General features: G+C 68.0%; 27 protein-coding genes. 14 read left to right on the top strand and 13 right to left on the bottom strand.

What is annotated here, in order from left to right:
* Window positions 1-233 precede the first annotated feature (233 nt).
* A complete protein-coding gene (locus AC3WTC_RS12540; protein WP_099844521.1) occupies window positions 234-1,253 on the top strand; it encodes a sugar kinase in 1,020 nt (339 codons plus the stop codon).
* Window positions 1,240-1,878, top strand: coding sequence for a bifunctional 4-hydroxy-2-oxoglutarate aldolase/2-dehydro-3-deoxy-phosphogluconate aldolase (gene eda, locus AC3WTC_RS12535; protein WP_080150216.1), 639 nt, complete (start codon window positions 1,240-1,242; stop codon window positions 1,876-1,878). Before AC3WTC_RS12540 ends, eda begins: the two co-directional genes overlap by 14 nt.
* Window positions 1,879-1,929: 51 nt before the next feature.
* Here eda and AC3WTC_RS12530 read toward each other — a convergent pair whose 3' ends face one another.
* Window positions 1,930-3,780 (bottom strand): sigma-54-dependent Fis family transcriptional regulator, encoded by a 1,851-nt coding sequence (locus tag AC3WTC_RS12530; protein WP_032978457.1) that lies wholly within the window; start codon window positions 3,778-3,780, stop codon window positions 1,930-1,932.
* A gap of 222 nt (window positions 3,781-4,002) precedes the next feature.
* On the opposite strand from AC3WTC_RS12530, the gene adh reads away from it, so the two are divergent.
* The 3 genes from adh (at window position 4,003) to AC3WTC_RS12515 (ending at window position 7,130) form a co-directional block, all read left to right on the top strand.
* On the top strand, window positions 4,003-5,532 hold the full coding sequence (gene adh, locus AC3WTC_RS12525; RefSeq protein WP_080150213.1) for an aldehyde dehydrogenase: 1,530 nt from the start codon (window positions 4,003-4,005) through the stop codon (window positions 5,530-5,532).
* A gap of 74 nt (window positions 5,533-5,606) precedes the next feature.
* Window positions 5,607-6,635, top strand: coding sequence for an alcohol dehydrogenase AdhP (gene adhP, locus AC3WTC_RS12520; protein WP_025875513.1), 1,029 nt, complete (start codon window positions 5,607-5,609; stop codon window positions 6,633-6,635).
* Window positions 6,636-6,740: 105 nt separating this feature from the next.
* A complete protein-coding gene (locus tag AC3WTC_RS12515; protein ID WP_025875515.1) occupies window positions 6,741-7,130 on the top strand; it encodes a hypothetical protein in 390 nt (129 codons plus the stop codon).
* A gap of 92 nt (window positions 7,131-7,222) precedes the next feature.
* Here AC3WTC_RS12515 and AC3WTC_RS12510 read toward each other — a convergent pair whose 3' ends face one another.
* The gene (locus tag AC3WTC_RS12510) at window positions 7,223-7,561 is read right to left on the bottom strand and encodes a hypothetical protein (protein ID WP_033830601.1); all 339 of its coding nucleotides are present in this window, start codon (window positions 7,559-7,561) and stop codon (window positions 7,223-7,225) included.
* A gap of 154 nt (window positions 7,562-7,715) precedes the next feature.
* Between AC3WTC_RS12510 and AC3WTC_RS12505 the strand changes: the two genes are divergently transcribed.
* Window positions 7,716-8,663 (top strand): nucleoside hydrolase, encoded by a 948-nt coding sequence (locus AC3WTC_RS12505; protein WP_032975923.1) that lies wholly within the window; start codon window positions 7,716-7,718, stop codon window positions 8,661-8,663.
* Window positions 8,664-8,667: 4 nt separating this feature from the next.
* Here the strand turns inward: AC3WTC_RS12505 and AC3WTC_RS12500 are convergent, their stop codons facing one another.
* From AC3WTC_RS12500 to AC3WTC_RS12480, 5 genes are all read right to left on the bottom strand, one after another.
* On the bottom strand, window positions 8,668-9,942 hold the full coding sequence (locus AC3WTC_RS12500; protein WP_033832073.1) for an MFS transporter: 1,275 nt from the start codon (window positions 9,940-9,942) through the stop codon (window positions 8,668-8,670).
* A gap of 92 nt (window positions 9,943-10,034) precedes the next feature.
* Window positions 10,035-11,348 (bottom strand): sensor histidine kinase, encoded by a 1,314-nt coding sequence (locus tag AC3WTC_RS12495; RefSeq protein WP_492711532.1) that lies wholly within the window; start codon window positions 11,346-11,348, stop codon window positions 10,035-10,037.
* Window positions 11,345-12,085 (bottom strand): response regulator, encoded by a 741-nt coding sequence (locus AC3WTC_RS12490; RefSeq protein WP_025873908.1) that lies wholly within the window; start codon window positions 12,083-12,085, stop codon window positions 11,345-11,347. Before AC3WTC_RS12490 ends, AC3WTC_RS12495 begins: the two co-directional genes overlap by 4 nt.
* Before the next feature lie 56 nt (window positions 12,086-12,141).
* On the bottom strand, window positions 12,142-12,687 hold the full coding sequence (locus tag AC3WTC_RS12485; protein WP_025873909.1) for a redoxin family protein: 546 nt from the start codon (window positions 12,685-12,687) through the stop codon (window positions 12,142-12,144).
* Window positions 12,688-12,690: 3 nt separating this feature from the next.
* A complete protein-coding gene (locus AC3WTC_RS12480; RefSeq protein WP_032975918.1) occupies window positions 12,691-13,485 on the bottom strand; it encodes an alpha/beta fold hydrolase in 795 nt (264 codons plus the stop codon).
* 343 nt (window positions 13,486-13,828) lie between these two features.
* Between AC3WTC_RS12480 and AC3WTC_RS12475 the strand changes: the two genes are divergently transcribed.
* The 6 genes from AC3WTC_RS12475 to AC3WTC_RS12450 all read left to right on the top strand — a co-directional run bounded on the left by AC3WTC_RS12475 (window position 13,829) and on the right by AC3WTC_RS12450 (window position 18,126).
* Window positions 13,829-14,473 (top strand): HvfX family Cu-binding RiPP maturation protein, encoded by a 645-nt coding sequence (locus AC3WTC_RS12475; RefSeq protein WP_492711531.1) that lies wholly within the window; start codon window positions 13,829-13,831, stop codon window positions 14,471-14,473.
* A 102-nt stretch (window positions 14,474-14,575) separates the two neighbouring features.
* The gene (locus AC3WTC_RS12470) at window positions 14,576-15,052 is read left to right on the top strand and encodes an HvfA family oxazolone/thioamide-modified RiPP metallophore (protein ID WP_025873912.1); all 477 of its coding nucleotides are present in this window, start codon (window positions 14,576-14,578) and stop codon (window positions 15,050-15,052) included.
* A 54-nt stretch (window positions 15,053-15,106) separates the two neighbouring features.
* Complete coding sequence (locus AC3WTC_RS12465; protein ID WP_033830593.1) at window positions 15,107-15,952, top strand: HvfB family MNIO-type RiPP peptide maturase; 846 nt, start codon at window positions 15,107-15,109, stop codon at window positions 15,950-15,952.
* The gene (locus AC3WTC_RS12460) at window positions 15,945-16,679 is read left to right on the top strand and encodes an HvfC family RiPP maturation protein (protein ID WP_218788899.1); all 735 of its coding nucleotides are present in this window, start codon (window positions 15,945-15,947) and stop codon (window positions 16,677-16,679) included. Before AC3WTC_RS12465 ends, AC3WTC_RS12460 begins: the two co-directional genes overlap by 8 nt.
* Before the next feature lie 50 nt (window positions 16,680-16,729).
* A complete protein-coding gene (locus AC3WTC_RS12455) occupies window positions 16,730-17,368 on the top strand; it encodes a ferric reductase-like transmembrane domain-containing protein (protein ID WP_080149444.1) in 639 nt (212 codons plus the stop codon).
* 23 nt (window positions 17,369-17,391) lie between these two features.
* The gene (locus AC3WTC_RS12450; protein ID WP_492711530.1) at window positions 17,392-18,126 is read left to right on the top strand and encodes an SDR family NAD(P)-dependent oxidoreductase; all 735 of its coding nucleotides are present in this window, start codon (window positions 17,392-17,394) and stop codon (window positions 18,124-18,126) included.
* 36 nt (window positions 18,127-18,162) lie between these two features.
* On the opposite strand, the gene AC3WTC_RS12445 is transcribed toward AC3WTC_RS12450, so the two are convergent.
* The 5 genes from AC3WTC_RS12445 to AC3WTC_RS12425 form a co-directional block, all read right to left on the bottom strand.
* Window positions 18,163-19,299, bottom strand: a complete 1,137-nt coding sequence (locus tag AC3WTC_RS12445) for a metallophosphoesterase (RefSeq protein WP_492711552.1) — start codon at window positions 19,297-19,299, stop codon at window positions 18,163-18,165.
* Between the two features lie 82 nt (window positions 19,300-19,381).
* Window positions 19,382-20,920, bottom strand: a complete 1,539-nt coding sequence (locus AC3WTC_RS12440) for a TerC family protein (protein WP_132825680.1) — start codon at window positions 20,918-20,920, stop codon at window positions 19,382-19,384.
* A gap of 62 nt (window positions 20,921-20,982) precedes the next feature.
* Window positions 20,983-21,207 carry a helix-turn-helix domain-containing protein gene (locus AC3WTC_RS12435; protein WP_025873919.1) on the bottom strand — a complete coding sequence of 75 codons (225 nt, stop codon included), beginning with the start codon at window positions 21,205-21,207 and terminating at the stop codon, window positions 20,983-20,985.
* A gap of 13 nt (window positions 21,208-21,220) precedes the next feature.
* Window positions 21,221-21,688 (bottom strand): DUF2975 domain-containing protein, encoded by a 468-nt coding sequence (locus tag AC3WTC_RS12430; RefSeq protein ID WP_093817873.1) that lies wholly within the window; start codon window positions 21,686-21,688, stop codon window positions 21,221-21,223.
* A 186-nt stretch (window positions 21,689-21,874) separates the two neighbouring features.
* Complete coding sequence (locus tag AC3WTC_RS12425; RefSeq protein WP_032975907.1) at window positions 21,875-22,468, bottom strand: NMCC_0638 family (lipo)protein; 594 nt, start codon at window positions 22,466-22,468, stop codon at window positions 21,875-21,877.
* Between the two features lie 131 nt (window positions 22,469-22,599).
* Here AC3WTC_RS12425 and AC3WTC_RS12420 point away from each other — a divergent pair, with 131 nt between their 5' ends.
* On the top strand, window positions 22,600-22,911 hold the full coding sequence (locus AC3WTC_RS12420) for a metalloregulator ArsR/SmtB family transcription factor (protein ID WP_025873922.1): 312 nt from the start codon (window positions 22,600-22,602) through the stop codon (window positions 22,909-22,911).
* Window positions 22,912-22,922: 11 nt separating this feature from the next.
* Window positions 22,923-24,311 carry a DUF2867 domain-containing protein gene (locus AC3WTC_RS12415; RefSeq protein WP_431601552.1) on the top strand — a complete coding sequence of 463 codons (1,389 nt, stop codon included), beginning with the start codon at window positions 22,923-22,925 and terminating at the stop codon, window positions 24,309-24,311.
* A 42-nt stretch (window positions 24,312-24,353) separates the two neighbouring features.
* Here the strand turns inward: AC3WTC_RS12415 and AC3WTC_RS12410 are convergent, their stop codons facing one another.
* Window positions 24,354-24,785 carry a pyridoxamine 5'-phosphate oxidase family protein gene (locus tag AC3WTC_RS12410; protein ID WP_025873924.1) on the bottom strand — a complete coding sequence of 144 codons (432 nt, stop codon included), beginning with the start codon at window positions 24,783-24,785 and terminating at the stop codon, window positions 24,354-24,356.
* Between the last annotated feature and the right edge of the window lie 117 nt (window positions 24,786-24,902).

Here is a 24,902-nt window from a genome sequence, read left to right as displayed (position 1 = left end):
ACCGCTGGTCAGGCCGGACGTTAACAGCACGTTCCCGATCCGGCATCTTGCACCGCAACAGATCTGAAATGTCTCCAAGACGCTTGCAGGACAATGCTTCCAACAGTTTGGTAGGCTAAGGGCAAGGATGGGCGGGATTGAAATGACACCGCTAGCCAATTCCACGCCCCACGCGTGGTCCACTACCACGCCGCCCAGTGTCACATGCGGGCGGCACGCGTGAAGGAGCAGAAATGGGTCGTATCGTGTGTTTCGGGGAACTGCTGCTGCGCCTGGGTGCGCCCGGTCGCGAACTGCTGCTGCAGTCGCCGCAGCTGCAGGTGCATGTCGGCGGCGCCGAGGCGAACGTGGCTGTCTCGCTGTCCCGCTTTGGACATGACGTGGCCATGGTCAGCACCGTCGCCGGCAACGCGCTCGGCGCGCATGCGCTGGCCGAACTGCGCCGGCATGGCGTCGATACGCGCGGCGTGCGCGAAGATGCCGAAGGCCGCATGGGCCTGTATTTCCTGACCACCGGCGCGGTGCAACGGGCCAGCGAAGTGGTCTACGACCGTGCCGATTCGGCATTCGCCAACAGCACCGCCGCCGACTACGACTGGCCCGCATTGCTGCAGGGCGCGCAGTGGCTGCACCTGTCCGGGGTCAGCCCGGCGCTGGGCGCGGACGTGGCGCAGGCCACCCTGGCCGCAGCGCGCGCTGCGCGTGCACTGGGCGTGCGCGTGTCTTTCGATGGCAACTTCCGGCCGAAGCTGTGGCAGCGCTGGGGGGGCGATGCGCGGTCGATCCTGCACGAACTGTTCGCGCAGGCCGACATCGTCTTTGCCGACTACCGCGATATCGAGGTCATCCTCGGCCAGCGTTTCGAACAGGCCGACGTGGTCGCGCGCGTGGAAGCGGCGGCCGCGGCCGCGTTCGAAGCGTTCCCGCAGCTGCAGTGGATGGCCTGCACCCAGCGCCAGACGCTGAGCGTGGACCACCATGCGCTGGGCGCGCTGCTGCTGGGCCGCGATGGCACCCGCGCACAGGCCCCGGTACGCCAGCTGCAGGGCATCGTCGACCGCATCGGCGGCGGTGATGCCTTCGCGGCAGGCATCCTGCATGGCATCCTGTCGGCCTTCGATGCCGACGCCACCGTGCGCTTCGGCCTGGCCGCCGGGGGCCTGAAGCATTCCATTCCCGGCGATTTCAATCCCGTCAGCGAAGCTGATGTGTTGGCCCTGGTGGGCGAGGAGCGATTCGATGTCCGGCGCTGATCCACGCGTTCGTGCGGTACTGAAACTGGCACCGGTGATTCCGGTGTTCACCCCCGATGACATCGACGATGCGGTACAGGTCGCGCAGGCGCTGTTCCGTGGCGGGCTGCCGGTGATCGAGGTGACCCTGCGCACGCCGCGCGCGCTGGAAGCCATCCAGGCGATGGTCGAGGCCGTGCCGGATGCGGTGATTGGTGCCGGCACCGTGCTCGATGCCGCGCAGATGCAGGCGGTGAAACAGGCCGGCGGCCGCTTCGCGGTGTCGCCCGGGGCGACCCCACGGCTGTATGCCGCCGCGCGCGATGCCGATCTGCCCTACCTGCCTGGCGTGGCCACCGGTTCGGAGCTGATCGTCGGCCTGGAACACGGCCTGGATACCTTCAAGTTCTTCCCGGCGGTGCAGGCCGGTGGTGCGGCGATGCTGTCGGCGTGGCACGGTCCGTTCGGCGATGTGCGCTTCTGCCCGACCGGCGGCATCAGTGCGCAGACCGCCAGCCAGTTCCTGCATCTGCCCAACGTGCTGTGCGTGGGCGGTTCGTGGCTGACCACCGCCGCGCTGATGCAGACCCGCGACTGGGACAGCGTCGAGCGCCTGGCACGCGAGGCCGCGGTGCTGGCGGGCTGATCCCTCGGCCCCTGCTGGAGCCGGGCACAGACCCGGCGCCAGCGCATCCGCTCAGCCGCGTGGTGTACCCAGCCGGCGGTACAGGGTGCTGCGGTTGATCCCCAGCCGCTTGGCGGCCGCGCTGACGTTGCCCTGGCACTCGGCCAGCGCCTGGCGCATGGCCGCCTCGGCGATTTCCTCCAATGCCCCGCTGGCAGGCACTGCGGGCGCGGTGGGCGTGCCAGCACGTACGTCCGCGGGCAGCAGCTGCGGGCCCACCGGTTGCCCCGGCTCAGCCAGTGCGGCCAGCGTGCGCAGGCAGGCACTCAGCTGGCGCAGGTTGCCGGGCCAGGCATGGGCGGCCAGCGCCGCGCGGGCCTGCGACGACAACGCATGGCCCTGTCCCAGCTGCTGCCACAGGGCATCCACCACGGCAGCGCGATCGGGGTGCTGCCGCAACGGCGCCAAGGTCACCACGTGGTCGGCGATGCGGTAATACAGATCCGCACGGAAGCGACCGGCATCCACCGCCTGCGGCAGTTCGCAGTGGCTGGCGCAGACCAGTGCGAAATCCAGTTTCACCGGCTTGCCGCCGCCCAGCGGTGACAGCTCGCGTTCCTGCAGCACGCGCAGCAGGCGCGGTTGCAGCGCCAGCGGCATGTCGCCGATCTCATCGAGGAACAAGGTACCGCCCTCGGCCTGCCGCAGCAGGCCCGGGCTGCCCTGCCGGCGCGCACCGGTAAAGGCACCCTCCTCGTAGCCGAACAGCTCTGCTTCGATCAGCCCTTCCGGCAGCGCCGCGCAGTTCACCGCGACGAAGGGCTTTCCCGCACGCGTGCTGCGTGCGTGCAGTTCCCGCGCGAAGACTTCCTTGCCGGTGCCGGTCTCGCCCTGCAGCAGCACCGGCAACCCGGCCTGCAGCACGCGTCCTGCGGTGGCCAGTTGTTGTTGCTGCCCGCTATCGAACAGTGGGCCCTGCGCACTCGCCGGCAACGGCGCGGTCGGTCCAGGCGTAGCCACACTGCGTCGCGACGCACGGGCCTCGCGCACGCCGTACAGACGACGGCCCTGGCGATCAAGCAGTACGCCGTCATCTGCCAGCCGCGACAGCGGTTGTTCGAACAGCGCTTCGTACGGCGTGCGGCCGATGTCCTGGCGATCCAGCCCGAACAAGGCAAGGCCGGCACGATTGGCCGCGACCAGGCGACCGCCGCGGAAGCCGAGCACGCCTTCGCGCGCACTGCCCAGCAGCGCGGGTTGATGATGCAGGCGCAGCAGCTCGCAGTCGGCCAGGCCGTCGGCGAAACCGCGGTGCTCGATCTGCGCTACCGCCTGCCGCACCAGCGCCAGCGCGTGCACGTGTGGCAGCCGCGCGTCGCCGGACACATCGAGCACACCCAGGCATTGCCCGTAGGGATCGAGGATCGGCACGGCCGAACAGGTGAGGATGCCGTGCGGGGCGAAGTAGTGCTCGCCGCCACGCACCTGCAGCGCGCGCCCGTCCACCAGCGCGGTGCCGATCGCGTTGGTGCCGACCGTGCCCTCGTCCCAGCGCATGCCCGGCATCAGCGCGACACGACCCGCCTTGTCGAGGAACCCGGCACTGCCTTCGGCGTCGAGGATCCAGCCGTCTTCATCGGTCAGCAGCACGATGCTGCCGCTGTGGGTCATTTCCGCAGCCAGTCCATCCAGCTCCGGGCGCGCTTGTCGCCACAGGCGCTCGCGGCGCTGGCGCAGTTCGCGCAGGCGGTTGTCGGTCAATGGTTCGGCGGCCGGCTGCGCATCCACCAGCAGGCCGTGCCGTTGGCAGCGTTGCCAGGAATGCAGGATCGCCTCGGGCACCGCGCCGACGGGCGCAGCGCCGCGCTCGAAGAAACTGCGCCGGGCACTTCCCAGGCGGGGATCGGGAGCAAGCGGGGACACCGACAGCCTCCTGTGTCGCACATTGCGACAGTTGTTGCGGGACCTGTCCCGATTAACAGCACACCCCGCGTCGCCCTGCAACGACCACGCCTGCTGCGCTGCCGCAGGGCGCGCGACAGGATCACCGACGGCCGGGCGATGAAGGCGTGATGCAGCGCAGCAGGCCACAGTTGGCATCGTCTTTGCGCCGGTGGATGCACCATGCCCACCACAGGAGCCGCAATGAACGCCGTACCGTCCACCCGCCCGCATGCCACCGATCCGCGCTCCCTGTTCAAGCCGCGCTATGGCAACTACATCGGTGGCGAATGGATCGCCCCGCGCAGCGGCCAGTACTTCGACAACATCTCGCCGGTGAACGGCCAGGTGTTCACTGAAGTTGCCCGCTCCAACGCCGAGGACATCGACGCCGCACTCGATGCCGCGCACGCCGCAAAGGACGCCTGGGGCCGCACATCGGCCGCCCACCGTGCGCTGCTGCTCAACCGCATCGCCGATCGCATCGAACAGAACCTGGAACTGCTGGCCCACGCCGAGACCTGGGACAACGGCAAGCCGATCCGCGAGACGCTCAACGCCGACGTGCCGTTGATGGCCGACCACTTCCGCTACTTCGCCGGTTGCCTGCGTGCGCAGGAGGGCAGCCTCTCGCAGATCGACGACGACACCGTGGCCTACCATTTCCACGAACCGCTGGGCGTGGTCGGGCAGATCATCCCGTGGAACTTCCCGCTGCTGATGGCGGCCTGGAAGCTGGCGCCGGCGCTGGCCGCCGGCAACTGCGTGGTGCTCAAGCCTGCCGAGCAGACCCCGGCGTCGATCCTGGTGCTGATGGAAGTGATCGGCGACCTGCTGCCGCCGGGCGTGCTCAACGTGGTCAACGGCTTCGGCCTGGAGGCGGGCAAGCCGCTGGCCAGCAGCCCGCGCATCGCCAAGATCGCCTTCACCGGTGAAACCTCCACCGGCCGCCTGATCATGCAGTACGCCAGCCAGAACCTGATCCCGGTGACGCTGGAACTGGGCGGCAAATCGCCGAACCTGTTCTTCGCCGACGTAATGGCCGAAGACGATGATTTCCTCGACAAGGCGGTGGAAGGTTTCGTCATGTTCGCCTTCAACCAGGGCGAGGTCTGCACCTGCCCGTCGCGCGCACTGGTGCAGGAATCGATCTACGAACGCTTCATGGAGCGCGTACTCGAACGCGTGGCGGCGATCCGCCAGGGCAATCCGCTGGACCCGAACACCATGGTGGGTGCGCAGGCATCGGGCGAACAGCTGGAGAAGATCCTGTCCTACATCGCCATCGGCCGCGAGGAAGGCGCCGAGGTGCTGATTGGAGGTGACAAAGCCGCGCTCGGTGGCGACCTGGCCGGCGGCTTCTATGTGCAGCCGACCGTGTTCAAGGGCCACAACGGCATGCGCGTGTTCCAGGAGGAGATCTTCGGGCCGGTGGTGTCGGTGACCACGTTCAGGACCGAAGAAGAAGCACTGCAGATCGCCAACGACACGCTGTACGGGCTGGGTGCCGGCGTCTGGAGCCGCGATGCCGCGCGCCTGTACCGGGTGGGCCGCGCGATCCAGGCCGGGCGGGTATGGACCAACTGCTATCACGCCTACCCGGCGCACGCCGCGTTCGGCGGCTACAAGCAGTCGGGCATCGGCCGCGAGAACCACCGGATGATGCTCGACCATTACCAGCAGACCAAGAACCTGCTGGTCAGCTACGCACCGAAGAAGCTCGGCTTCTTCTGAGGATTGATCGGGATCAAGGCGCGGGCATGGGGCCGGCGCCATCCTGTCTGCAAGCGCACTACGGAGAAGCACGCATGAACAGAACCATGAAGGCCGCCGTCGTCCGTGAGTTCGGCAAGCCGCTGGTCATCGAGGAAGTCGTGGTACCGCGCCCGGGGGCGGGCGAGGTGCTGGTCAAGATCGAGGCCTGCGGCGTCTGCCACACCGACCTGCACGCCGCCGAGGGCGACTGGCCGGTGAAACCGAACCCGCCGTTCATCCCCGGCCACGAGGGCGTGGGGCACGTCGTGGCCGTGGGAGGCGGGGTAGGGCACATCAAGGAAGGTGACAGGGTCGGCATCCCCTGGTTGTACTCGGCGTGTGGCCATTGCGAACACTGCCTGGGTGGCTGGGAAACGCTGTGCGAAACGCAGCGCAATACCGGCTACTCGGTCAACGGCGGCTTCGCCGAGTACGCATTGGCCGATGCCAACTATGTCGGCCTGCTTCCGAAGGAAGTGGGCTTCGTGGAGATCGCACCGGTGCTGTGCGCCGGCGTCACCGTGTACAAGGGCCTGAAGGTCACCGACACCAAGCCCGGTGATTGGGTGGCCATTTCCGGTATCGGCGGCCTCGGCCACATGGCCGTGCAGTATGCCCGCGCGATGGGCCTGAACGTGGCAGCGGTGGATGTGGACGACGCCAAGCTGGCCCTGGCCAGGCGCCTGGGCGCACAGGTCACCGTCAACGCGCGCACCACCGATCCGGCCGCGTTCCTGAAGAAGGAGATCGGTGGCGCGCATGGTGCGCTGGTCACCGCGGTTTCGCCCAAGGCCTTCGAACAGGCGCTGGGCATGGTGCGTCGCGGCGGCACGGTCTCGCTCAACGGCCTGCCACCGGGCAACTTCCCGTTGGACATCTTCGGCATGGTGCTCAACGGCGTCACCGTACGCGGTTCGATCGTCGGCACCCGCCTGGACCTGCAGGAATCGCTGCAGTTCGCCGCCGAAGGCAAGGTTGCCGCCACGGTCAGCACCGACCGCCTGGAGAACGTCAACGAGGTGTTCGCGCGCATGCACGCCGGCACCATCGAAGGCCGCGTGGTGATCGACTTCGCTGCCTGACCCCCCTGTGCATGGCCGCCGTGTCCGTTTCCCTCTCCCACGGGCACGGCGGCCATGCCGATCTGCCGGCAGCGCCGCGCACCCCGGCGGCCGTACAATGCGCGCATGCCCGGCACGCTCAAGACCGTCTTTCTCTCCCTGCTCGCGCTGATCGGCGCGCTGCTCGCGCTGGCCCTGGTCAGCAGTGCCGCGGGCTGGCTGCCATCGCTGCTGCGCATGACGCCGGGAAGCGAGGCCCAGCTCGGCTGGGACCTGGCATTCACCGTGCTGGGTGGCATCGCCGCCATTGCCTTCGCCACCTATTACGCGCCGTGCTGGCCACGCGCGCATGGCACCTCGATCTGGTCCCTGCTGGTGCTAGGCGCGGGCTATGGCCTGTGGGTGATGGGCGGCGACTTCCCGCACTGGTTCGTCATCGGCCTGCTGGTTTCGCTGCCGGTGCAGTTGCTGCTGGGCTGGTGGTTCGGCCGCCGCGCATCGCGCGATCGGCGCTGAGCGGATACCGGTAGTGCCGGCCGCTGGCCGGCAACCTCGATAGGTCACGTCCGGGTAGTGCCGGCCGCTGGCCGGCAACCTGGAATCTCTCCTCAATCGCCGCCGCCGCAGCTGCCGCCGTCTCCGCCCCCACCGCTGTCGCCACTGCTGCAGTCGGAACTGCTGTAGCTGTGGTGGCTGTTGCTGTCTCCGGAATAGCCCCCGGAGAAATCGGCCGGTCCACCGCCGCTGCCATCGGCGCGCGCGGGCGAACCATCGGCGGTGGCCATCGCCATGCACACGATCGCGCCGACCAGTGGCAGCAGCCACACCACCAGCAGCTGCCCGGCGCGACTGCTGACGGGAAGGTCATCGCGGCCCAGCACCACGAAGCTGGCCACCAGGTTCAGCCCCAGCACCAGGGCAATCAGGACGAGGGTCACAGCCAGCATGGCGCAGCTCCTTGCGACGGGTTCGGGCCCGCAGACGATACCACCGCCGCCGGTTCGCCCTGCCTGTCATGAAGATGGGACAATGTGGGGCGCGCCGGCCTGCCCTCGGGGCCGCCGGCCCCCCTGCACCACACGGAAGAAGAAGAACAACAACATGCTGAAAGTCATTTTCGATACCGACCCGGGCGTCGACGACGCGCTGGCTCTGCTGTACCTGCACAAGCACCCGCAGATCGACCTGATCGGCGTCACCACCACCTTCGGCAATGCCTCGGTGGAGTCGACCACCCACAACGCGCTGTACCTGAAGCAAGCCTGGGGCCTGTCCGCGCCGGTCGCGCGCGGCGCCGACGGCCCGCTGCAGCCCGAAGCCACCCCGGAAGCCTGGCCGGTGCACATCCATGGCCACAACGGCCTGGGCAACCACCCGGTGCCGGAAGCGCTGGACGCAACCGCCGACAGCCGTCCTGCCCACCAGCTGATCATCGACCTGGTGCGCGCCCATCCGGGCGAAGTGACCCTGGTGGCGGTCGGCCGCATGACCAACCTGGCGCTGGCCCTGCAACAGGCTCCGGACATCGCCGGCCTGGTGCGTGGCGTGGTACTGATGGGCGGTGCGTTCCACGTCAACGGCAACATCACCCCGGCGGCCGAGGCCAACATCTGGGGCGACGCGGAAGCGGCCGACATCGTGTTCACCGCCCACTGGCCGGTCACCGCGATCGGTCTGGACGTGACCACCCGCGTCGAGATGAACCGCGACGGCCTGGACAAGCTGGCCGCGATCGGCGGCGCCGATGCCGAACTGGTGCGCGCCCTGTCGCAGGACTACGTCGACTTCTATCTGCAGGCCGGCCACAAGGGCATGGTCGTGCACGACTGCTGCGCCTGCATCGCCCTGACCCGCCCGGAGCTGTTCCAGTTCGAGCGCGCCAGCGTGCGCGTGGCCACCGACGGCGTCGCCCGTGGCATGACCATTCCCAAGCCGGAAGGCATGGGTTTCGGCCCCAGCGTGTGGGACGGCCATGTCCTGCAGTCCATCGCCATCGGCGTGGATGCGGCCGCGGTGCTGGCCGACATCGAGCAGACCCTGAAGGTCTAAGCGCTCACTGCCCGCCCCGGGACACGGGGCGGGTCTTCGGCACGGTCTCCGGCAGCGTCCACAGCACCGGCAGCACCAGCACCGCCACCAGCGCGATCATCGCCCCCGGCGCCGCCGCCCAACCGCTGCGTTCCACCCACCATTGCGCCAACCACGGCGTCGCCCCGCCGAACACTGCGGTGGCCATGGTCACCCCCAGCGCCAGTCCACTGACCCGGCCCTCGCCGGGGAACTGCTCGGCCGTGGCCGGTGCCGCCACCGCACTGATACCGCCGGCCACACAGGCAAGGCTCACCGCTGCCAGCACGATGCCCAACGGCGCAGCAGAGGCCATCCAGCCGAACATCGACAGCGGCAGCAGCGCCGCCAGCACCGTCAGCCCCAGCAGCAGCGGTCGCCGCCCGAAGCGATCGGACAACGCGCCGCACAGCGGGGTGATCGCGATCACCGCCACCGCCGCAATCGTCGACAGCCACAGCGCATCACCTTCATCGTGTCCCTGCGCGTGCAGGAACGCCGGCACATACGTAATGCCCACGTAGTAGGTGATCGAACCCAGTGCGGAAATCGCGAACGTGCGCGCCACCGCACCAGGATGGTTGCGCAGCACGTGCCGCAGCGGCGTAGCCGGAATGCTGCCTTCGCGCCGCTGCCGTTCGAACTCCGGCGATTCGTGCATGCCCGAACGCGCGATCAGGATCACCAGTGCCAGCGCCGCGCCGAAGAAGAACGGGATCCGCCAGCCCCAGCTGTCCAGCTGCGGCGCAGGCAGCAGGGCCACGGTGAGCGCGGAGATCGCCACCGCCAGCAACGCGCCCACTTCGCTGGCCGCCGAGGCCAGCGAGGTGACCAGGCCACGTCGTCGCGCCGGCGCGCTTTCCAGAAGATAGGCGACCACGCCTGTGTATTCGCCGCCCACGGAGAAGGCCATCACGCAGCGCAGGATCAGCAACAGCACGCCAGCAGTCGCACCGGCAGTTGCCGCGGTCGGCAGCAACGCGGTGGCCAGCATGGCCGCGGCCATCAACGCCATCGAGGCCAGCAGCATCCAGCGCCGGCCGAGCCGGTCACCCAGGTGGCCGAAGCACAGCGCACCGAGCGGACGCATCAGGTAGGACACCGCGAACCCGGCCAGGGTGACCAGCATCGCCTCTTCGCCACCGCCGAAGAACACCCGCGACAGCACCGTGGCGAAGTACAGGTACAGGGTGAAGTCGTACCACTCCACCACGGTGGACAGGCCGGCCACCCACATCGAGCGCTGCCGTCCTGCGGTCATTGCGTGCTTTCCTTCATGGCCGCAGCGTGTCATGAAGGCGGTGACGATGCAGTAGATCCACGCCATGCGTGGATGGCTTGCCCCGCCAGACTTCAGGCCGGCAACTGCAACAGCGCCTGCAAACCGCCGCCCTCGCGATTGTGCAGCCGTAAAGAACCACCGAGCGATTGCGCCAGCTGCACGGCGATGGCCAGACCGAGCCCGGTACCGCCGGTATCCCGGTTGCGTGAGCTTTCCAGCCGATGGAAGGGCGCCAATACCGCCTGCAGCTGGTCTTCGGGAATACCGGGGCCACGATCGGAAATCCGAATCCACACCCTGCCCGCCTCGTCGCGACCGGCATCAATCTCCGCGCTCCCGGCATAGCGCAAAGCGTTGTCGACCAGATTGCCGACCACCCGTCGCAGTGGTTGCGGCCACGTCTGCACGATCAGGCCGCTCGGGGCGCCACCACTGACTGGCTTGCCCACGTCCTGGTAATCGCCGACCACGCTGGACAGGAATGCCGCCAGATCCATTGCCACCGGCTCACCACTGGCCACATGGCTGCTGCGCGCGTACGCCACGCCTTCGCGTACCAGCTGTCCCAGATGGTCCAGGTCGGCCAGCAGCCGTTGCTGGGTGGCGTCTTCAGGCAGCGTTTCCACCCGCAGCTTCATCCGCGTGATCGGCGTCTGCAGATCGTGCGAGATCGCCGCAAGGATCTGCAGGCGTTCACTGACATGACCACGGATGCGGGCCTGCAGTGCGTTGAGTGCCGTTGCTGCGTTGCCTACCTCCGCTGGACCGTCTTCAGGCAGCGCCGGCCCGTCCTGGCCGGGCTGCAGGTGCTCCATCGCGTGCGACAGCTGTGCCAACGGCCGCATCGCCAGCCGCACCGCCAACCATGCGCACAGCAGCAGCAGCGCCAGCTGCGCCATCAGCACCAGCGGTAACCAGCGTGCCAGTGGCAGGCCGGACGGTGTGACCTCGATGGTCAGCGGCGTGCCGTCGTGCAGGCGCAGCTCCACTTCGAAGCGCTCGGGCATACGCGAGACCTGCCGCGCCTGCAGCGGATATCGATGCCGCAGACTGTCATCGATGATGCTGGTGACCTGTCGCGCACGATCAGTCTCCGGCGCAGGGCCGGCCGCGGCCGGGCGCAGCAGATAGCGGTAGGTTCGCCGTTCCAGACGCGGCACCCACGCTTCGCGCTCGCTGGCGGGCAAGCGCTCCAGCAAGGCCACGCTTACGGCCACGTCCTCGTCGAGGTTGCGCAGCATCATGCTGCGGGTGGACTGGTAGCGCTCGTAGAACAGCAGGCCGAACGACAGCGCATGGGCCAGAGTCAGCCCACCCAGCAGCAACAGCAGCAGCCGCGCCGACAGCGTGCGCGGCCACGGCAGGCGGCGCGCCGTGGCGTTCATTCCTCCGGCCCCAGCAACTGCACCGGCACGCTGAACACATAGCCTTCGCTGCGCACGGTCTTGATGTAGGTCGGCTCACGCGCATCGTCGCCCAGGCGCTGGCGCACGCGGCTGACCAGCAGGTCGATCGAGCGGTCGAACAGCTCCGCATCGCGGCCCTGGGTGAGGCTGAGCAGCTGGTCGCGGCTGAGCACACGGTTGGCGTGGTCAAGGAACACGCGCAGCAGCCGGAACTCGGCGCCGCTGAGCGGATAGGCGGTGTCCTGCGCGTCCAGCAGGTGGCGGGCGGTGGTATCCAGGCGCCATTCGCCGAAGGCCAGCTGGCGGCCGGCTTCGCTCACCTGCAGGTTCGGCGGCAGCATCTGCGTGCGGCGGATCACCGCGTTGATGCGTGCCAGCAGTTCGCGCGAGGAGAACGGTTTGGTCACGTAATCATCGGCGCCCATTTCCAGGCCGATGATGCGGTCGGTCTCATCATCGCGGGCGGTCAGCAGCACCACCGGCACGGCGCGGTGCTTGCCGGCCCGCAGGTTGCGGCACAGGCTCAAGCCATCCTCGCCGGGCATCATCACATCCAGCACCACCAGGTCCACCGCATGGGTGTCCATCAGCGCGCGCATCGCGCGGCCACCATCGGCCTGGCTGACGCGCAGGCCGTTGCGCTGCAGGTAGTCGGCCAGCATCTGGCGGATGTCGCTGTCATCGTCGACGACAAGGATGTGCGGTACGTGGTTCATCGTATTCTCTATCGAGGCAGGGGCGAAGCCGCGCGACGCGGCCATGGTAGCGCGGCTCAGGGGCTGGCCAGCAGGCGCTGGATCTCGCTTTCGGTACGCGCATAGTCGCCTTCACCGTAGTGCCGGTAGACCACCCGCCCCTGCCGGTCGATCAGGTACAGCGCGGGCCAGAAACGGTTACCCCACGCGTTCCAGATCCGGTACTGGTTGTCCTGCACCACCGGCCAGGTGATATCCAGCCGGTGGATCGCACGGCGCACGTTTCCCGGCAGCCCTTCATACGCGAATTCGGGGGTGTGCACGCCGATCACGTGCAGGCCCTGTTCCGCGTATCGGCGATGCCACTGGTGAACGTACGGCGCCACGTTGAGGCAGTTGCTGCAGGTGTAGGTCCAGAATTCGACCAGCACCACCTGCCCGCGCAGCTGCTGCAGGGTCAGCGGCGGGCTGTTGTGCCATGGCCCACCGCCGCTGAATCCCGCAGCGGGTGCGGCCTCGGCAGTCTGTGCACCGGCTTCGGGGCTTGGCCACGCAAGCAGCAGCGCAACGGCGCCGAGCAGGGACAGCAGCAGCGGCACGGTATAGGCACGAAGCGTGGCCATTGCTCAGCCCCCCTGCTCGGCCAGCGGCAGCTCGGCCGGCTTCACACCGGCAGCTTCCAGGATGCTGTCGGCCACCTGCGCGGGGTGCGAGAGCAGCGAGACATGGCTGCTGCCGATCGACTGCAGCTGCGCGCCAATGCGCTGCGCGGTGGCGACCTGCAGCTGCGGCGAGAGCATGCGGTCATCGCGGCTGACCACGTACCAGCTCGGCTTGCTGCGCCATGCCGCCGTGGTCACGGCCTCACCCAGCGCACTGGCCTTCAACGGCACCTGCGTGCTGTACAGCAGGGCGGCGGCCTTCTTCATCACGTCGGGTGCGAAATCCTGGGCGATGGCATCGGCCGGCAGGGTCAGGTAACCGTCTTTCTCCTGCAGGCGGGTCAGCCCGGGGCCGACCGGGAAGCCTTCGCCCTGCTGCGCGGAGGACTGGCCGACATCCGGTGCGAACGCGGCCACGTAGACCAGCGCCTGCACCTTGGGATCGTCGCCCGCTTCGGTGATGACCGTGCCGCCCCAGCTGTGGCCGACCAGCACCACCTTGCCGGGCGCGGCAGCGATCGCGCGACGGGTAGCGGCAACGTCATCGGCCAGCGAGGTGAGCGGATTCTGTACCGCCACCGCCGGCAGCTTCCAGGCATGCAGGGTGCCGATGACCTTGTTCCAGCTGGAGCCATCGGCGAAGGCGCCATGCACCAGGATGATGGTGGGCGGCGCGCCGGCATCGGCCTGCACGGCGAAGGCGGGGGTGGCGGCGCCGGCCAGGGCCAGGGCAGCGGCAAGCAGGGTGGTGCGGATCATGGGTGGCACTCCGGTGTTGGGAGTGGCCATTTCCGCGTGCCGGTGTATCGCTGCTGTTTCGCTGTGATGCCGAGTTGTACCGGACTGTAGGGCGGCGGCGGGTTCCTACAGTGGGATACATTCGGCCGCTGGGCATGCCCCGGCGCCATCAGGTGGATATCGTTCCCCGCACGCGGGCGCGCAACGCGCCGATGCGCCCCCGATGCGGCGTCTTTGTATCCAACTGTACGAAACCCCTGCCGCAGCCACAGTCGCTGACAAAACCCCGAGCATCGGCACACGTTGCCGATACCTGCGTGGCCCGAAATGGCCTCCATCGACCACCGGCCCGCAGGACACACCCATGATCAGCACCGCCTCCTCCCTCTACACCCCACGCCTGGATGCCGTCGGCCGCTGGCTTTCGCCGCTGGCCCTGCGCGCCCTGCTCGCCTGGGAATTCTTTGAATCCGGCCGTGAGAAGCTGGGCGGCCAGAACTGGTTCGCCGATCTGGAAGGCCGGTTCCCGTTCCCCTTCTCCACCCTGCCCGCCTCGCTCAACTGGCAGCTGGCCACCTGGCTGGAACTGGTGGGCGCGGTGATGCTGCTGCTGGGCCTGGCCACGCGCTCGGTGGCGTACATCTTCTGGGTGCTCACCATCGTGGCCATCGCCGCCGTGCACTGGCCCGACCAGTGGAACGGCCTGGATGAACTCTGGCGGGGCTATGCGATCACCGACCAGGGCTACGGCAACTTCAAGCTGCCGCTGCTGTTCCTGGCCATGCTGCTGCCGCTGATCCTCAACGGTGCTGGATCACTCAGCCTGGACCGTCTGCTTGCCAGCCCGCAACACGCCGTCGCAGACGATGACGGCCTCGGCTGGGGCAGCAGCCTGATCGCGCTGCTGCTGCCGGTCGCCGCACTACTGCCCGGCGTCGGCTTCGGCGGTGCCCTGCTCGGCGCCGCGTTGTTGCTGGCCCATGTACTGCGCCGTCGCCGCAGCGCCTGATCCGCTTCCGCCCTCTCCCACCCTTCCTCGCATCGCATTCCGTCGCCTTCCAGCGGCGTCCATCCCGCACGCCCTGCGTGCACATCCCAAGGAGTCATCACCATGTCCGTCTCGACCAATAACACCTCTGCTTCCCGTCTGCCGCGCATCGGCGCCATCGGCATCGCCCTGGCCGGCGGCCTGCTGCTGGCCGGCCAGGCTGCCGCGATCCAGCCGCTGGCGATCAGTGCCGTGGCCATGAGCGCCGCCGCCGAAGGCAAGTGCGGTGAAGGCAAGTGCGGCGCCAACAAGGCCACCACCAGCAAGCCCGCCGGCAAGGCCAAGGTAGCCGAGGGCCAGTGCGGCGAAGGCAAGTGCGGCGACGCCTCGTTTGCCCGGACCGACCGTGACCACGACGGAAAGGTGTCGCGTGCCGAGTTCAATGCCGTGGCCGCCAAACGTGCCGCCGAATTCGACCGCATCGACACCGACCACGACGGTTACATCAGCGAGCAGGAAGCGCACGACTACCTGCGCAGCGTCTACACCGCCAATGGCAAGCCGATGCCGAAGGGCCTGTTCTCGCGCGTTGCCGACTGATTGCCCGCACCCGGTGCCGCCCTTGTGGCGGCACCTCATCCCGGAGTACCCACCATGTCCCTGCCTTTGCCTACCGCCAGTGCGGGCCTCGGCCTGCGCCGAGGCCTGATCGATGAGCTTCTGGCGATGCCGGCCGATGCCATCGACTTCCTCGAATGCTCGCCGGACAACTGGATCGGCGTCGGCGGTGCACACGGTGCCGCGCTGCGCCAGCTGAGCGAGCGCCACCGCCTGACCTGCCACGGTCTTTCGCTGTCGCTGGGTGGCCCGGACCCACTGGACCGCACGCTGCTGCAACAGACCCGCGCTTTTCTCGACCTGCACCAGGTACAGCTGTACAGCGAACACCTGAGTTACTGCGCCGCCGGGGGCCATCTCTATGACCTGCTGCCGCTGCCGTTCACCGCCGAGGCCGTACGCCACGTTGCCGGTCGCATCGCCCAGGTGCAGGACAGCCTGGGGCGTCGTATCGCGGTGGAGAACATCTCCTACTACGCAGTGCCCGCTGCCGACATGAGCGAGATCGAGTTCATCACTGCCGTGCTTGCCGAAGCCGACTGCGACCTGCTGCTGGACGTCAACAATGTCTTCGTCAACGCCTGCAACAATGGCTACGACGCCTTCGATTTCCTGCGCCGCGTGCCGGCCCACCGCGTGGCCTCCCTGCATGTGGCTGGCCACTTCGACGAGGACGACGGCTTCAAGATCGACACCCACGGCGCGCCGGTGAAGGGTGTGGTCTGGGCCCTGCTACGCCAGGCCTATGCGCACGTAGGCGTGCGCCCCACTCTGCTGGAGCGCGACTTCAATTTCCCGCCGCTGGCCGAACTGCTGGCTGAAGTGCAACAGATCCGCAGGGCCCAGGCCGACGCCGAGTTGCCGGAGGTGGCCCATGGCTGAGTCCCTGGCCACGTTGCAGCGGCGCTGGGCCGACCATGTGCGCGATCCCTCGATGCCAGCACCCGATGGCATCGCGGCATGGCGGCTGGCGATCTACCGCCGCCTGTGCATCGACAGCCTGGACAACCTGCTGGCCGGCAGCCTGCCGCGCCTGCATCAACAACTGGGCGAAGCGCGCTGGCGTGGCCTGGTCGAGCACTACTACGCGTACCACGACTGCCACACCCCGCTGTTCCCGCAGATCGCCAGCGAGTTCGCTGCCTGGCTGGCGGCGCAGGACACGTTCGCGCTGCCCGGCTGGGCGGCGGAACTGGCGCACTACGAGAGCACGCAGCAGGCACTGCACATCGAAGCGCGTGATGCCGGGCATTCGTTGCACTCCATGCCTGCGGGCAGCGACGTGCTGGCGCTGTCGCCGCTGGTGCGGGTACTGGGCTACCAGTGGCCGGTGCATGAGGACGCCGGACTGGACGATGCGCCCGCCAGCGAGCCGACACTTCTGCTGCTGCGTCGCCTGGCGGACGACCGCCTGCAGGTCGAGGAACTGGCACCGCTTGCATATGCGCTGTTGTCGTCATTTGGCAACGAGGGTGCGCGCGTGGACGACGCCCGGCAGGCGCTGGCTGAGGCGCATGGCGTGGCCACCGATGCACTGCGCGTGGTGACCGCGCCCTTGCTGGGCGAACTGTGCGCGGCCGGCGTGCTGGTCGCGCTGACCGGGTTCTGAGATTGCCGGCCAGCGGCCGGCACTACCCCTATCTGATTCGAGGTCTGACCATGGCTGTTTCCAACACTTCCTTGCTGCATGGCTGGCGCCTGTTCATGGCCATCGCCGCAGTCCTGATCGCCTTTGCGCTGGCAGCCTTCGCTCTGCAACCGGATCTGGCCGAGGGCAGCCGCGCAGCGATCCGGGCCACTGCCCGCACGTCGTTCCTGCTGTTCCTGGCCGCGTTTACGGCATCGTCATTTGCCACCCTGCTGCCCGGGCCGACCACCCGCTTCCTGATGCGCGAACGCCGCATCATCGGCCTGTCGTTTGCGTTCTCGCACCTGCTGCATGCCTTCGCCATCACCGCGTTCGGCATCCTCAATCCGGCGTTCTGGCCAGCGCGCTCCGCCCTTGCCAATCTTCCCGGAACGATGGGTTACGTGGCCATCCTGGCGCTGGCCATCACCTCGCACCGGAGCATCGCCAGGCGCATGGGTCCAACCGCTTGGCGGCGACTGCACGTCACCGGCATGTGGGTCATCGCGGCGGTGTTCACCTATTCGTACTTCAAACGTGTACCCACGAACTTCTGGTATGCGGTGCCTTCGGCACTGCTGTTCACCGCCTTCGTGGTCCGCTGGATCGCCAAACGTGCTCAGTCGCTGCGCCGCAGCGCCCACGCCCGTCCTTCCCTGCCAGCGGCCTGATCATCCCCAACCGGAGTTTGAACATGACAGTCTCTTCCTCTCGCCGCCGTGCACTGGTCATCGGCGGCTCACGCGGCATCGGTGCGGCCATTGCGCAACGCTTGGCCGTTGATGGCCATGACGTCGCCATCACCCACGTCTCGCGCCCCGATGGGGCGCAGGCATCGCTTGATGCCATCCGCGCGCACGGTGGCCGCGCGCTCGCCTTCCAGGCTGACAGCAGCGATGCCGATGCGTTGCGCCGGGCCGTGGCCGCCGCTGCGCAGGCCTTCGGTGGGTTGGATGTGCTGGTGGTCAATGCCGGCCTGTACCGGCATACACCGATCGACAGCGTGGATCTGCCTACGCTGGACCAGCTGCTGGCGGTGAACATACGTGGCGTGGTGCTGGCCATCCAGGCGGCCCTGCCGCATCTGTCCGGCGGTGGCCGCATCATCACCATCGGCAGCAACACTGCCGTGCGCAGTGGTTCGCCCGGCAGCAGCCTGTATGCGATGAGCAAGGCGGCGGTGGCCGCTCTGGTGCGCGAGCTGGCGCTGGAGCTGGCCCCCAGCGGCATCACCATCAACAACCTGCAACCCGGCCCGACTGCGACCGACATCACCGCCGGGCTGGATGAAAAGCTTGCTGCGCGGGGACCCCTGGGCCGCATTGCCCAGCCTGCCGAGATCGCGTCATTGGCCAGTTGGGTAGCGGGGCCGGAAGCGGGCTACATGACAGGCAGCAGCCTGACCATCGATGGAGGCTTCATCCTCTGAGCCGTTGCACGATCCCCCATCCCACACCCCACCGCATCACGGCGCCCGGCGCAGGGTGATCATCGCAATTTCCGACGGTACGCCGATGCGCGCCGGGAACCCGGCCCACAGGCCGGCACCGTTGCTCACGTACAGCGTCATGCCATCCACCGCGTAGCGACCGGAGACGAAGCCGCCGTTGGCGCGCTTCACCAGCTGGTCCATGCCGATGATCTGTCCGCCATGGGTGTGCCCGGACAGCTGCAGCTTCACCCCGCGTGCAGCGGCCTCGCGTGCATTGCGTGGCCGATGGTCGAGCAGGATCACCGGTGCGCTGGGGTCGGCACCGGTCAGGGCGGCCTCCAGGTCGGGCAGCGGCAGGCCATAGCGTGCGGCGACCGGGTCGGTGACGCCGGCGATGGTCAGTGCTGCCCCGCCACGGCGCACCTGGGTGTGGCTGTTTTCCAGCACCTGCATGTGCAGTGTACGGAAGGCCTGCATCCATTCGCTGTACTGCGCGTAGTACTCGTGATTGCCGGTAATGGCGATCACCCCGTCCGGCGCACGCAGGTCCGCCAGTGGCGTGTAATCGTTGCGGCGCGCCTGCACGCTGCCGTCGATCAGGTCGCCGGTGATCACCACCAGATCCGGTTGCAGTGCGTTGCTTGCAGCCACGACCTGGCGCACCCAGTCGCCGGTCAGCAGGCGGCTGGCGTGGATGTCGGTGAGCTGCAGCACACGGTAGCCATCGAAGGCCTGCGGCAGTCCGCTGATGGCCACCTCGATCTGCCGTGGCTTGGGTACGGCCATGCCCTGGCTGACACCGAAGGCACTGAGCAGCAGCGCCAGCACCGCGGCAGACGGGCGCAGCGCCTTGCTGCGCAGTACGGAAAGGACGCGCGGTGCGCGCAGCAGGCGCGCGGCCAACAGGCCGGCGTCCAGCACCAGCAACGCCAGGGCCAGCAGCAGCACGGCGGTGGAACCGGTGGCCAGCGTGGCAATGGCCATCTTCGGAATTTCCGGGGAGGCCATCGTGCCCCAGAAGCTGGCGACGATGCGCAGCTGCACGGCAATGCCCACCAGCAGCACGGACAGCACCACCTTCGACCAGACAGGCAGGCGCAGCGGCCAGAACAGGCGCCAGGCCACATACAGGCCCATCAGAAAACCAATCGTACTCAGCACTACGACAATCCAGAACGGCGAACAGGCCCGCCATGGTGACGGCAGAAGATGGCAATGGATAGAGCCGGGCATGGGCCCAGCCCCGACATCGTCACGCTTCCGGCAGGCGTTCCACCCGCAACCGCGTGATGCGCCGCTTCTCCATCGCCAGCACGGTGATGCGGATACCGGCCACCTCCAGCGTGTCGCCGACGTCGGGCAGGCGCCCCAGTTGTTCCAGCACCAGCCCGGAAATGGTCATGTAGTCCGCGCTGCGCGGCAGCGACACGCCGGCCAGCCGCTGCAGGTCGTCCAGGGTCAGCGCGCCGTCGGCGTCCCAGCAGTCCTCGCCCTGTGCAACCACGCCATAGCGCTCGTCCTGGGTATCGGCCAGATCACCGGCGATCGCCGCTAGCAGGTCGTTGGCCGTTACCAGGCCTTCCACGCTGCCGTACTCGTCCACCGCCACTGCCAACGGCACCGGGTGCTGGCGGATCAGCTCCAGCGCCTGCAACGCACTGGCGCTGGACAGCACGTACTGCGGCTCGCGCAGGTTGCCTTCCAGTTGTAGTGGCTTGCCCTGCAGCAGGTCGGCCAGCAGGTCACGGCTCTGCACCACGCCACGCAGGCTGTCCAGGTCGCCCTCGCCCACCAGCATCCGTGTATGCGGCGACGCCACCAGGCGTGCGACCACATCGTCGTGACCACGCGCCATGTCGATCCACTGCACGTCGGCACGCACCGTCATCACGCTCGATACCGGACGGTCGGCCAGGCCCAGCACACTGCGGATCATCTCGTGCTCGGCGGGCTGCAGGCGTTCTTCGGTGCTGCCGCGCTCATCGGCTTCATCTTCATCGTGGCCATTGGCCTGGCGCGCACCCAGCAGCCGCAGCACGGCATCGGCAGTACGCTGGCGGAACGGCTGGCGCTGCTCGTTGCGCTCGCGGTTGAAACGTATCCACTGGTTGAACGCTTCCACCAGAATCGAGAACGCGATGGCCGCGTACAGGTACCCCTTCGGAATCCTGTAGCCCAGGCCCTCGGCCACCAGGCTGAAACCGATCATCAGCAGGAAGCCCAGGCACAGCACCACCACGGTCGGGTGCTTGTTGACGAAGCGGGTCAGCGGCTTGCTGGCCAGCAGCATCAGCGCCATCGCGATGGTCACCGCCGCATACATCACGCCGAGGTTGTCGACCATGCCGACCGCGGTGATCACCGAATCCAGCGAGAACACCGCATCGAGCACCACGATCTGCGCCACCACCATCGCAAAGCTGGCATAGACCTTCTTGCCGTCCTCGTGATGCTCGCGGCCTTCAAGCCGCTCGTGCAGCTCCATCGTGCCCTTGAACAGCAGGAACAGGCCGCCGCCGAGCAGGATCAGATCGCGGCCGGAGAAGCTGTGCTCCAGCAGCGTGACCAGTGGTTCGGTCAGTTTCATGATCCAGGCCAACGCAGCCAGCAGCACCAGCCGCATCAGCAGCGCCAATGCCAGGCCGATCACCCGCGCGCGGTCGCGCTGGTGCGGCGGCAGCTTGTCGGCCAGGATCGCGATGAACACCAGGTTGTCGATGCCGAGAACGATCTCCAGCACGACCAGGGTTGCAAGGCCCATCCATATCGAGGGGTCAGCCAACCATTCCATTTCAGGTCCGTTTCGTCAGTAGGGGAAAAGTGGTGCGGTGCAGGCGTGCGGCGCAGCCAGGCTCAATCCGCATCCTGCGCCTGCGCAGGGTCATGCCCGAGCAGGTCGCCAGGGCTGCATTGCAGTTCGCGGCAGATCGCATCGAGGGTGGAAAAGCGGATCGCGCGTGCCTTGCCGGTCTTCAGGATCGACAGGTTGGCCAGGGTGATGTCGATGCGCCCGGCCAGCTCGGACAAGGTCATGCCGCGCTGCTGCAGCATGCGGTCGAGGGTGATGACGATCGCCATCAGATCATGCCCATCAAATCACACCGTCCAGATCGTCGCGCATCGCTGCGCCAACGGTGAACACCCGCGCCAGCACGAACAGCATCAGCACGGCCACCAGGCCGGTGATCGACATGCCACCGCCAACTTCCATCCACGCGAAGTCCGGCCCCATCCAGCTGGCATACAGACCGATCACGATGGACAGCACCTCCATCGCCAGCATCAGCCAGGCCATGCGTTGCAGGCGTACGGCATTGGCATGGGTGAAGGGGCGTTCGTTGGCCGCAGAACGCAGCAGCCGCGCCAGGTGGCGCAGGAACACCAGGCACAGCACCAGTAGTGCGACGATGGCAGCAAGGCCCACGCAGAAATGCAGGAACAGATGCGAACCGTGCACGGCCGCGGCCTGCGCGTCGTGCACACTGTCCAGCAGCCAGTTGCGGTCGTAGGCCACCAGCGGCACCGCCAGCAGCGCGGCCAGGATGCCCAGCCAGCACATCGCGCGCACCGCCTGCACGGCGGTCTGGGCCAGGGTGAACAAGCCGCGCGCAGGAAGGGCGCGGGCGGGACGAGCGGTCAAGCAGCCTCCGATGTGGAGCGGCCCTGCCGCCCCGAGGTGGATTTATCGATAAACGATATATCACATCCCCGGGCTGTTGGCTGAATCGCGTGTACTCCGGCAGCGCTACCGGGCGGGTGCCGGTGCAGGCGGCGCGGCCTGTTCGCGCATCGCTTCGCCCGGCGTGGCCGAGGCCATCGCCTGCACCCCGGCCTCGGCGGCCTGCCGGGTGACCAGCCGGAAGCGCACGCGCAGCTTGCTTTCGCCCGGCGTTGCCCAACCGTACTGGATCGCCACCTGGTCGCCGGACAGTGGACCGCGCGAGGGCAGCGAGCGGATCTGCAGCGGCTTCGGTGCGGCCTGCATCAACCGCGCGAAGCCCTTCTGCACCACCGCCGGGTCGGCCTTCTCGGCATACACGGTGCAGGTGCCATCGTCGGCCCAGCTGACCGCGTAGCGGCCACTGGCCAACGGCACCATCCATGCCATGCCCGGCTGGCCCTGCAGCAGCGTAGCGGCCTCGGCCGGCTGCAGCGGCGTCAGGCCATTGGCATCCATCAGCGACTGCAGCCGCGCCGGCGCGCCGATGTGCTGCATGCAGGCAGTGTCGAACAGTTCGCTGAAGGGATCCTGCGCCGGTGCCTTCGGCGCACGCGCAGGCTGGGCCATCACCACGATCGGCAGCAGCAGGCCAGCGATCAGCCAGGGCGCAGGGCGCATCGGAACTCCACGGAACGGAAAACAGCGGGGAGGATGACAAAGCCGGGAGGCAGTACGCAACGGGCACGCCCGCGCTTGACATCACCTGCCACCAGGGGGAACATCAGTTAACGAATTAGTTAACTGCAACCATGGACCGCATCTTCGAAGCCCTGGCCTCCACCGCACGCCGGCAGATCCTGGCCTACCTCAGCGCCGGGGAGCTCAGCGCCGGCGAGCTGGCCGAGCGCTTCGATTTCAGCAAGCCGGCACTCTCCAGCCACCTGCGCATCCTGGAAGACGCCGGCCTGATCGAACGCGAGAAGCGCGGCCAGTTCGTGTACTTCCGGCAGGTGCCCGACCGCCTGGCCAACACGCTGTTTTCCTGGGCTGCCGAAGTCTGTCCGGTCGGCGGCCCGCTGAAGCGCGAAGCGCGCGCACGCCGCAAGACACCCGCCCGCTGAGGAGCACTGCGATGCCCGGTTCGACCCGCACCAGCCGTTCGTTCCCGAGTATCCAGCTTCCGGCACACGACGGTGGTGGCCCGGTGGAAGTCACCCTGATTGCGCAGCTCGGCATTGGTGCCGGCGATGCGCTGGTAAGCGATGCCAGCCAGCGCCAACGTCACCACCCGGCCTTCATTGATGCGCTGGACGAGCCCTCGGCACGGCTGGGTGGCATGCACCTGCAGCACGGCGATCCGTCATCGCTGTACAGCTTCGTGGTGGGTGCCGGCGGCCATCCCTTCCACCGCCATGCCGGGCCGCGCATGTTCACCGCCATCGCCGGCAGTGCCGGTGCCGAGCTGCGGTTTGCCAGCGCATCCGATCAGCAGCTGGCGGACGATCCCTCGCACTTCCTGCGGTCGCTGCGTCGTGTCCGCATCCCGCCCGATTGCCTGTTCACCGTGCGCTTTGGTGGTGGCACCTGGCACCAGTTCGCCTCGAACAGTCCTGCCCACCCTGCCCTGTTCGCGCTCTCGTGCCACAGCAATGAACTGGCCGGGGCAATGAGCGCGCAGGCGCGCGCACTGGCACAGGCAAACGCCGCGGACATTCCCAGCCTGACCGACGTGCTGCCAGCAGCGCACTGGCCCAGCGCAACCACACTCGCCGCCACGCCGTTGCTGCAACTGTCACTGCAGGCGGCAGCGCCCAGCCTGCGCGCACGCCTGTGCGTGCAGACGCGCACGTTGCTGGGGCCGCTGCGTCGCTTCAGCCTGGAGCCACTGCGCGGATTCGTGGAGCGGGCGACGCCGGCGTACCCGGTCTGCAGCAGCGCGTCGTCGCCTCCAGCGGGAATGCTCGCCAGCGCCCTGCCGCACGGTCACTACAACGACACGACCACGCTGACCCTGCACGGCGGGCAGACCCGCCATCGATCGGCCTCCGCCCTGCTGGCCGACGTACTGGACGGGTTCCTGCGCAACCCGCCGGCGGGCGTCGGCCGCTTGATGGCCCTGCGCAATCGTCTGGTTGCACCACTGCGTCTGCGCACTTCGCCGCTGGGCTGCCCGGTGTCGTCGCTGCTGTCCACCGATCGCAGCCGCGTGTTCGGCGGACGTTTCCCGGTGCTGGATGCCCGAGTAGATGCGGAAGACCGGTGTGCCGAAGTGCTGCTCGGCGCAGACGACCGCCATCTCCGCTTCCGCAGCAGCGTGCGCGTGCAGTTCTGCGAGGACGGCCAGGTCCAGATCAGCCTGGGCTCGCGCGTGCAGACGCTCAATGCGTTTGGCCGCTTCTACATGGCCATGATCGACAGCGCCCATCGCCATTACGTGGCCCCGGCACTGCTGCGCCGCGCCGTTGCACATGCGCTGGCACCGGAACTGGCCGCGTGGTCCGGCACGCCTGCACATTCCTGAGCTGCGGCAGCACTGTGCAGGGGCCCTGTGCGGCCCCCGCGATCAGACCACGATCTCGCCTTCGTCCTCGCCATCCCAGTAATGGATGCGGCTGGCGTGTACGTGGATCAGCACCAGACCCGGCGTATCCACGCCCTGCTCGAACCACCGCTCCAGGTCCTTCACCCAATGCTGGGCCATCGTGGCGCGATCGCGGATCAGCGCTGCCCTGCCCTGCACGTGCACGAACAGCGGTGGCTTGCCCAGCAGCGACTTGCTGCCGGTCAGGCCCAGCGCCACGTTCGGGTCGGCGCTGATCTCGCGCACCATGTCGGTGTTTTCCATGGTGAAGAACCAGCTGTCGCCGTCGTAGTCCACATCGCCGTTGTTGCTCATCGGGCGGCCAGCGATCTGGCCGCCGGCATGGGTCTGCAGCATGGTGAAATCGATGCCGGCCATCTTCTTGGCCAGTTCGGGAAGGGTGAGCGTGGTCATGGGCAGTTCCTTCAACAGATGGGTGTCCAGCGTCTGCCCTAGGCGGTGAGCAGGAAGTAGACGGCCTCTGCTGGATTCTTCACACCTCGGAGTTCGGCAGTGTCCCAGCCGGGCATC

The sequence above is a fragment of the Stenotrophomonas sp. FW305-C-20-S1 genome (assembly GCF_058783335.1).
The sequence above is the reverse complement of the archived record's forward strand: the minus strand, read 5'-3'. Positions and strand labels throughout refer to the sequence as shown.

Bases quoted from the DNA above. Each gene is read 5' to 3' on its own strand.
- AC3WTC_RS12490 (WP_025873908.1), bottom strand. From the start codon at position 12,085: ATGAACCACGTACCGCACATCCTTGTCGTCGACGATGACAGCGACATC.
- AC3WTC_RS12430 (WP_093817873.1), bottom strand. From the start codon at position 21,688: ATGTGCTGGCTGGGCATCCTGGCCGCGCTGCTGGCGGTGCCGCTGGTG.
- AC3WTC_RS12470 (WP_025873912.1), top strand. From the start codon at position 14,576: ATGTCCGTCTCGACCAATAACACCTCTGCTTCCCGTCTGCCGCGCATC.
- AC3WTC_RS12450 (WP_492711530.1), top strand. From the start codon at position 17,392: ATGACAGTCTCTTCCTCTCGCCGCCGTGCACTGGTCATCGGCGGCTCA.
- AC3WTC_RS12510 (WP_033830601.1), bottom strand. From the start codon at position 7,561: ATGCTGGCTGTGACCCTCGTCCTGATTGCCCTGGTGCTGGGGCTGAAC.
- AC3WTC_RS12460 (WP_218788899.1), top strand. From the start codon at position 15,945: ATGGCTGAGTCCCTGGCCACGTTGCAGCGGCGCTGGGCCGACCATGTG.
- adhP (WP_025875513.1), top strand. From the start codon at position 5,607: ATGAACAGAACCATGAAGGCCGCCGTCGTCCGTGAGTTCGGCAAGCCG.
- adh (WP_080150213.1), top strand. From the start codon at position 4,003: ATGAACGCCGTACCGTCCACCCGCCCGCATGCCACCGATCCGCGCTCC.
- AC3WTC_RS12425 (WP_032975907.1), bottom strand. From the start codon at position 22,468: ATGCGCCCTGCGCCCTGGCTGATCGCTGGCCTGCTGCTGCCGATCGTG.
- AC3WTC_RS12480 (WP_032975918.1), bottom strand. From the start codon at position 13,485: ATGATCCGCACCACCCTGCTTGCCGCTGCCCTGGCCCTGGCCGGCGCC.
- AC3WTC_RS12415 (WP_431601552.1), top strand. From the start codon at position 22,923: ATGCCCGGTTCGACCCGCACCAGCCGTTCGTTCCCGAGTATCCAGCTT.
- AC3WTC_RS12465 (WP_033830593.1), top strand. From the start codon at position 15,107: ATGTCCCTGCCTTTGCCTACCGCCAGTGCGGGCCTCGGCCTGCGCCGA.
- AC3WTC_RS12410 (WP_025873924.1), bottom strand. From the start codon at position 24,785: ATGACCACGCTCACCCTTCCCGAACTGGCCAAGAAGATGGCCGGCATC.
- AC3WTC_RS12495 (WP_492711532.1), bottom strand. From the start codon at position 11,348: ATGAACGCCACGGCGCGCCGCCTGCCGTGGCCGCGCACGCTGTCGGCG.
- AC3WTC_RS12485 (WP_025873909.1), bottom strand. From the start codon at position 12,687: ATGGCCACGCTTCGTGCCTATACCGTGCCGCTGCTGCTGTCCCTGCTC.
- AC3WTC_RS12435 (WP_025873919.1), bottom strand. From the start codon at position 21,207: ATGGCGATCGTCATCACCCTCGACCGCATGCTGCAGCAGCGCGGCATG.
- AC3WTC_RS12420 (WP_025873922.1), top strand. From the start codon at position 22,600: ATGGACCGCATCTTCGAAGCCCTGGCCTCCACCGCACGCCGGCAGATC.
- eda (WP_080150216.1), top strand. From the start codon at position 1,240: ATGTCCGGCGCTGATCCACGCGTTCGTGCGGTACTGAAACTGGCACCG.
- AC3WTC_RS12540 (WP_099844521.1), top strand. From the start codon at position 234: ATGGGTCGTATCGTGTGTTTCGGGGAACTGCTGCTGCGCCTGGGTGCG.
- AC3WTC_RS12455 (WP_080149444.1), top strand. From the start codon at position 16,730: ATGGCTGTTTCCAACACTTCCTTGCTGCATGGCTGGCGCCTGTTCATG.
- AC3WTC_RS12500 (WP_033832073.1), bottom strand. From the start codon at position 9,942: ATGACCGCAGGACGGCAGCGCTCGATGTGGGTGGCCGGCCTGTCCACC.
- AC3WTC_RS12475 (WP_492711531.1), top strand. From the start codon at position 13,829: ATGATCAGCACCGCCTCCTCCCTCTACACCCCACGCCTGGATGCCGTC.
- AC3WTC_RS12505 (WP_032975923.1), top strand. From the start codon at position 7,716: ATGCTGAAAGTCATTTTCGATACCGACCCGGGCGTCGACGACGCGCTG.
- AC3WTC_RS12440 (WP_132825680.1), bottom strand. From the start codon at position 20,920: ATGGAATGGTTGGCTGACCCCTCGATATGGATGGGCCTTGCAACCCTG.
- AC3WTC_RS12515 (WP_025875515.1), top strand. From the start codon at position 6,741: ATGCCCGGCACGCTCAAGACCGTCTTTCTCTCCCTGCTCGCGCTGATC.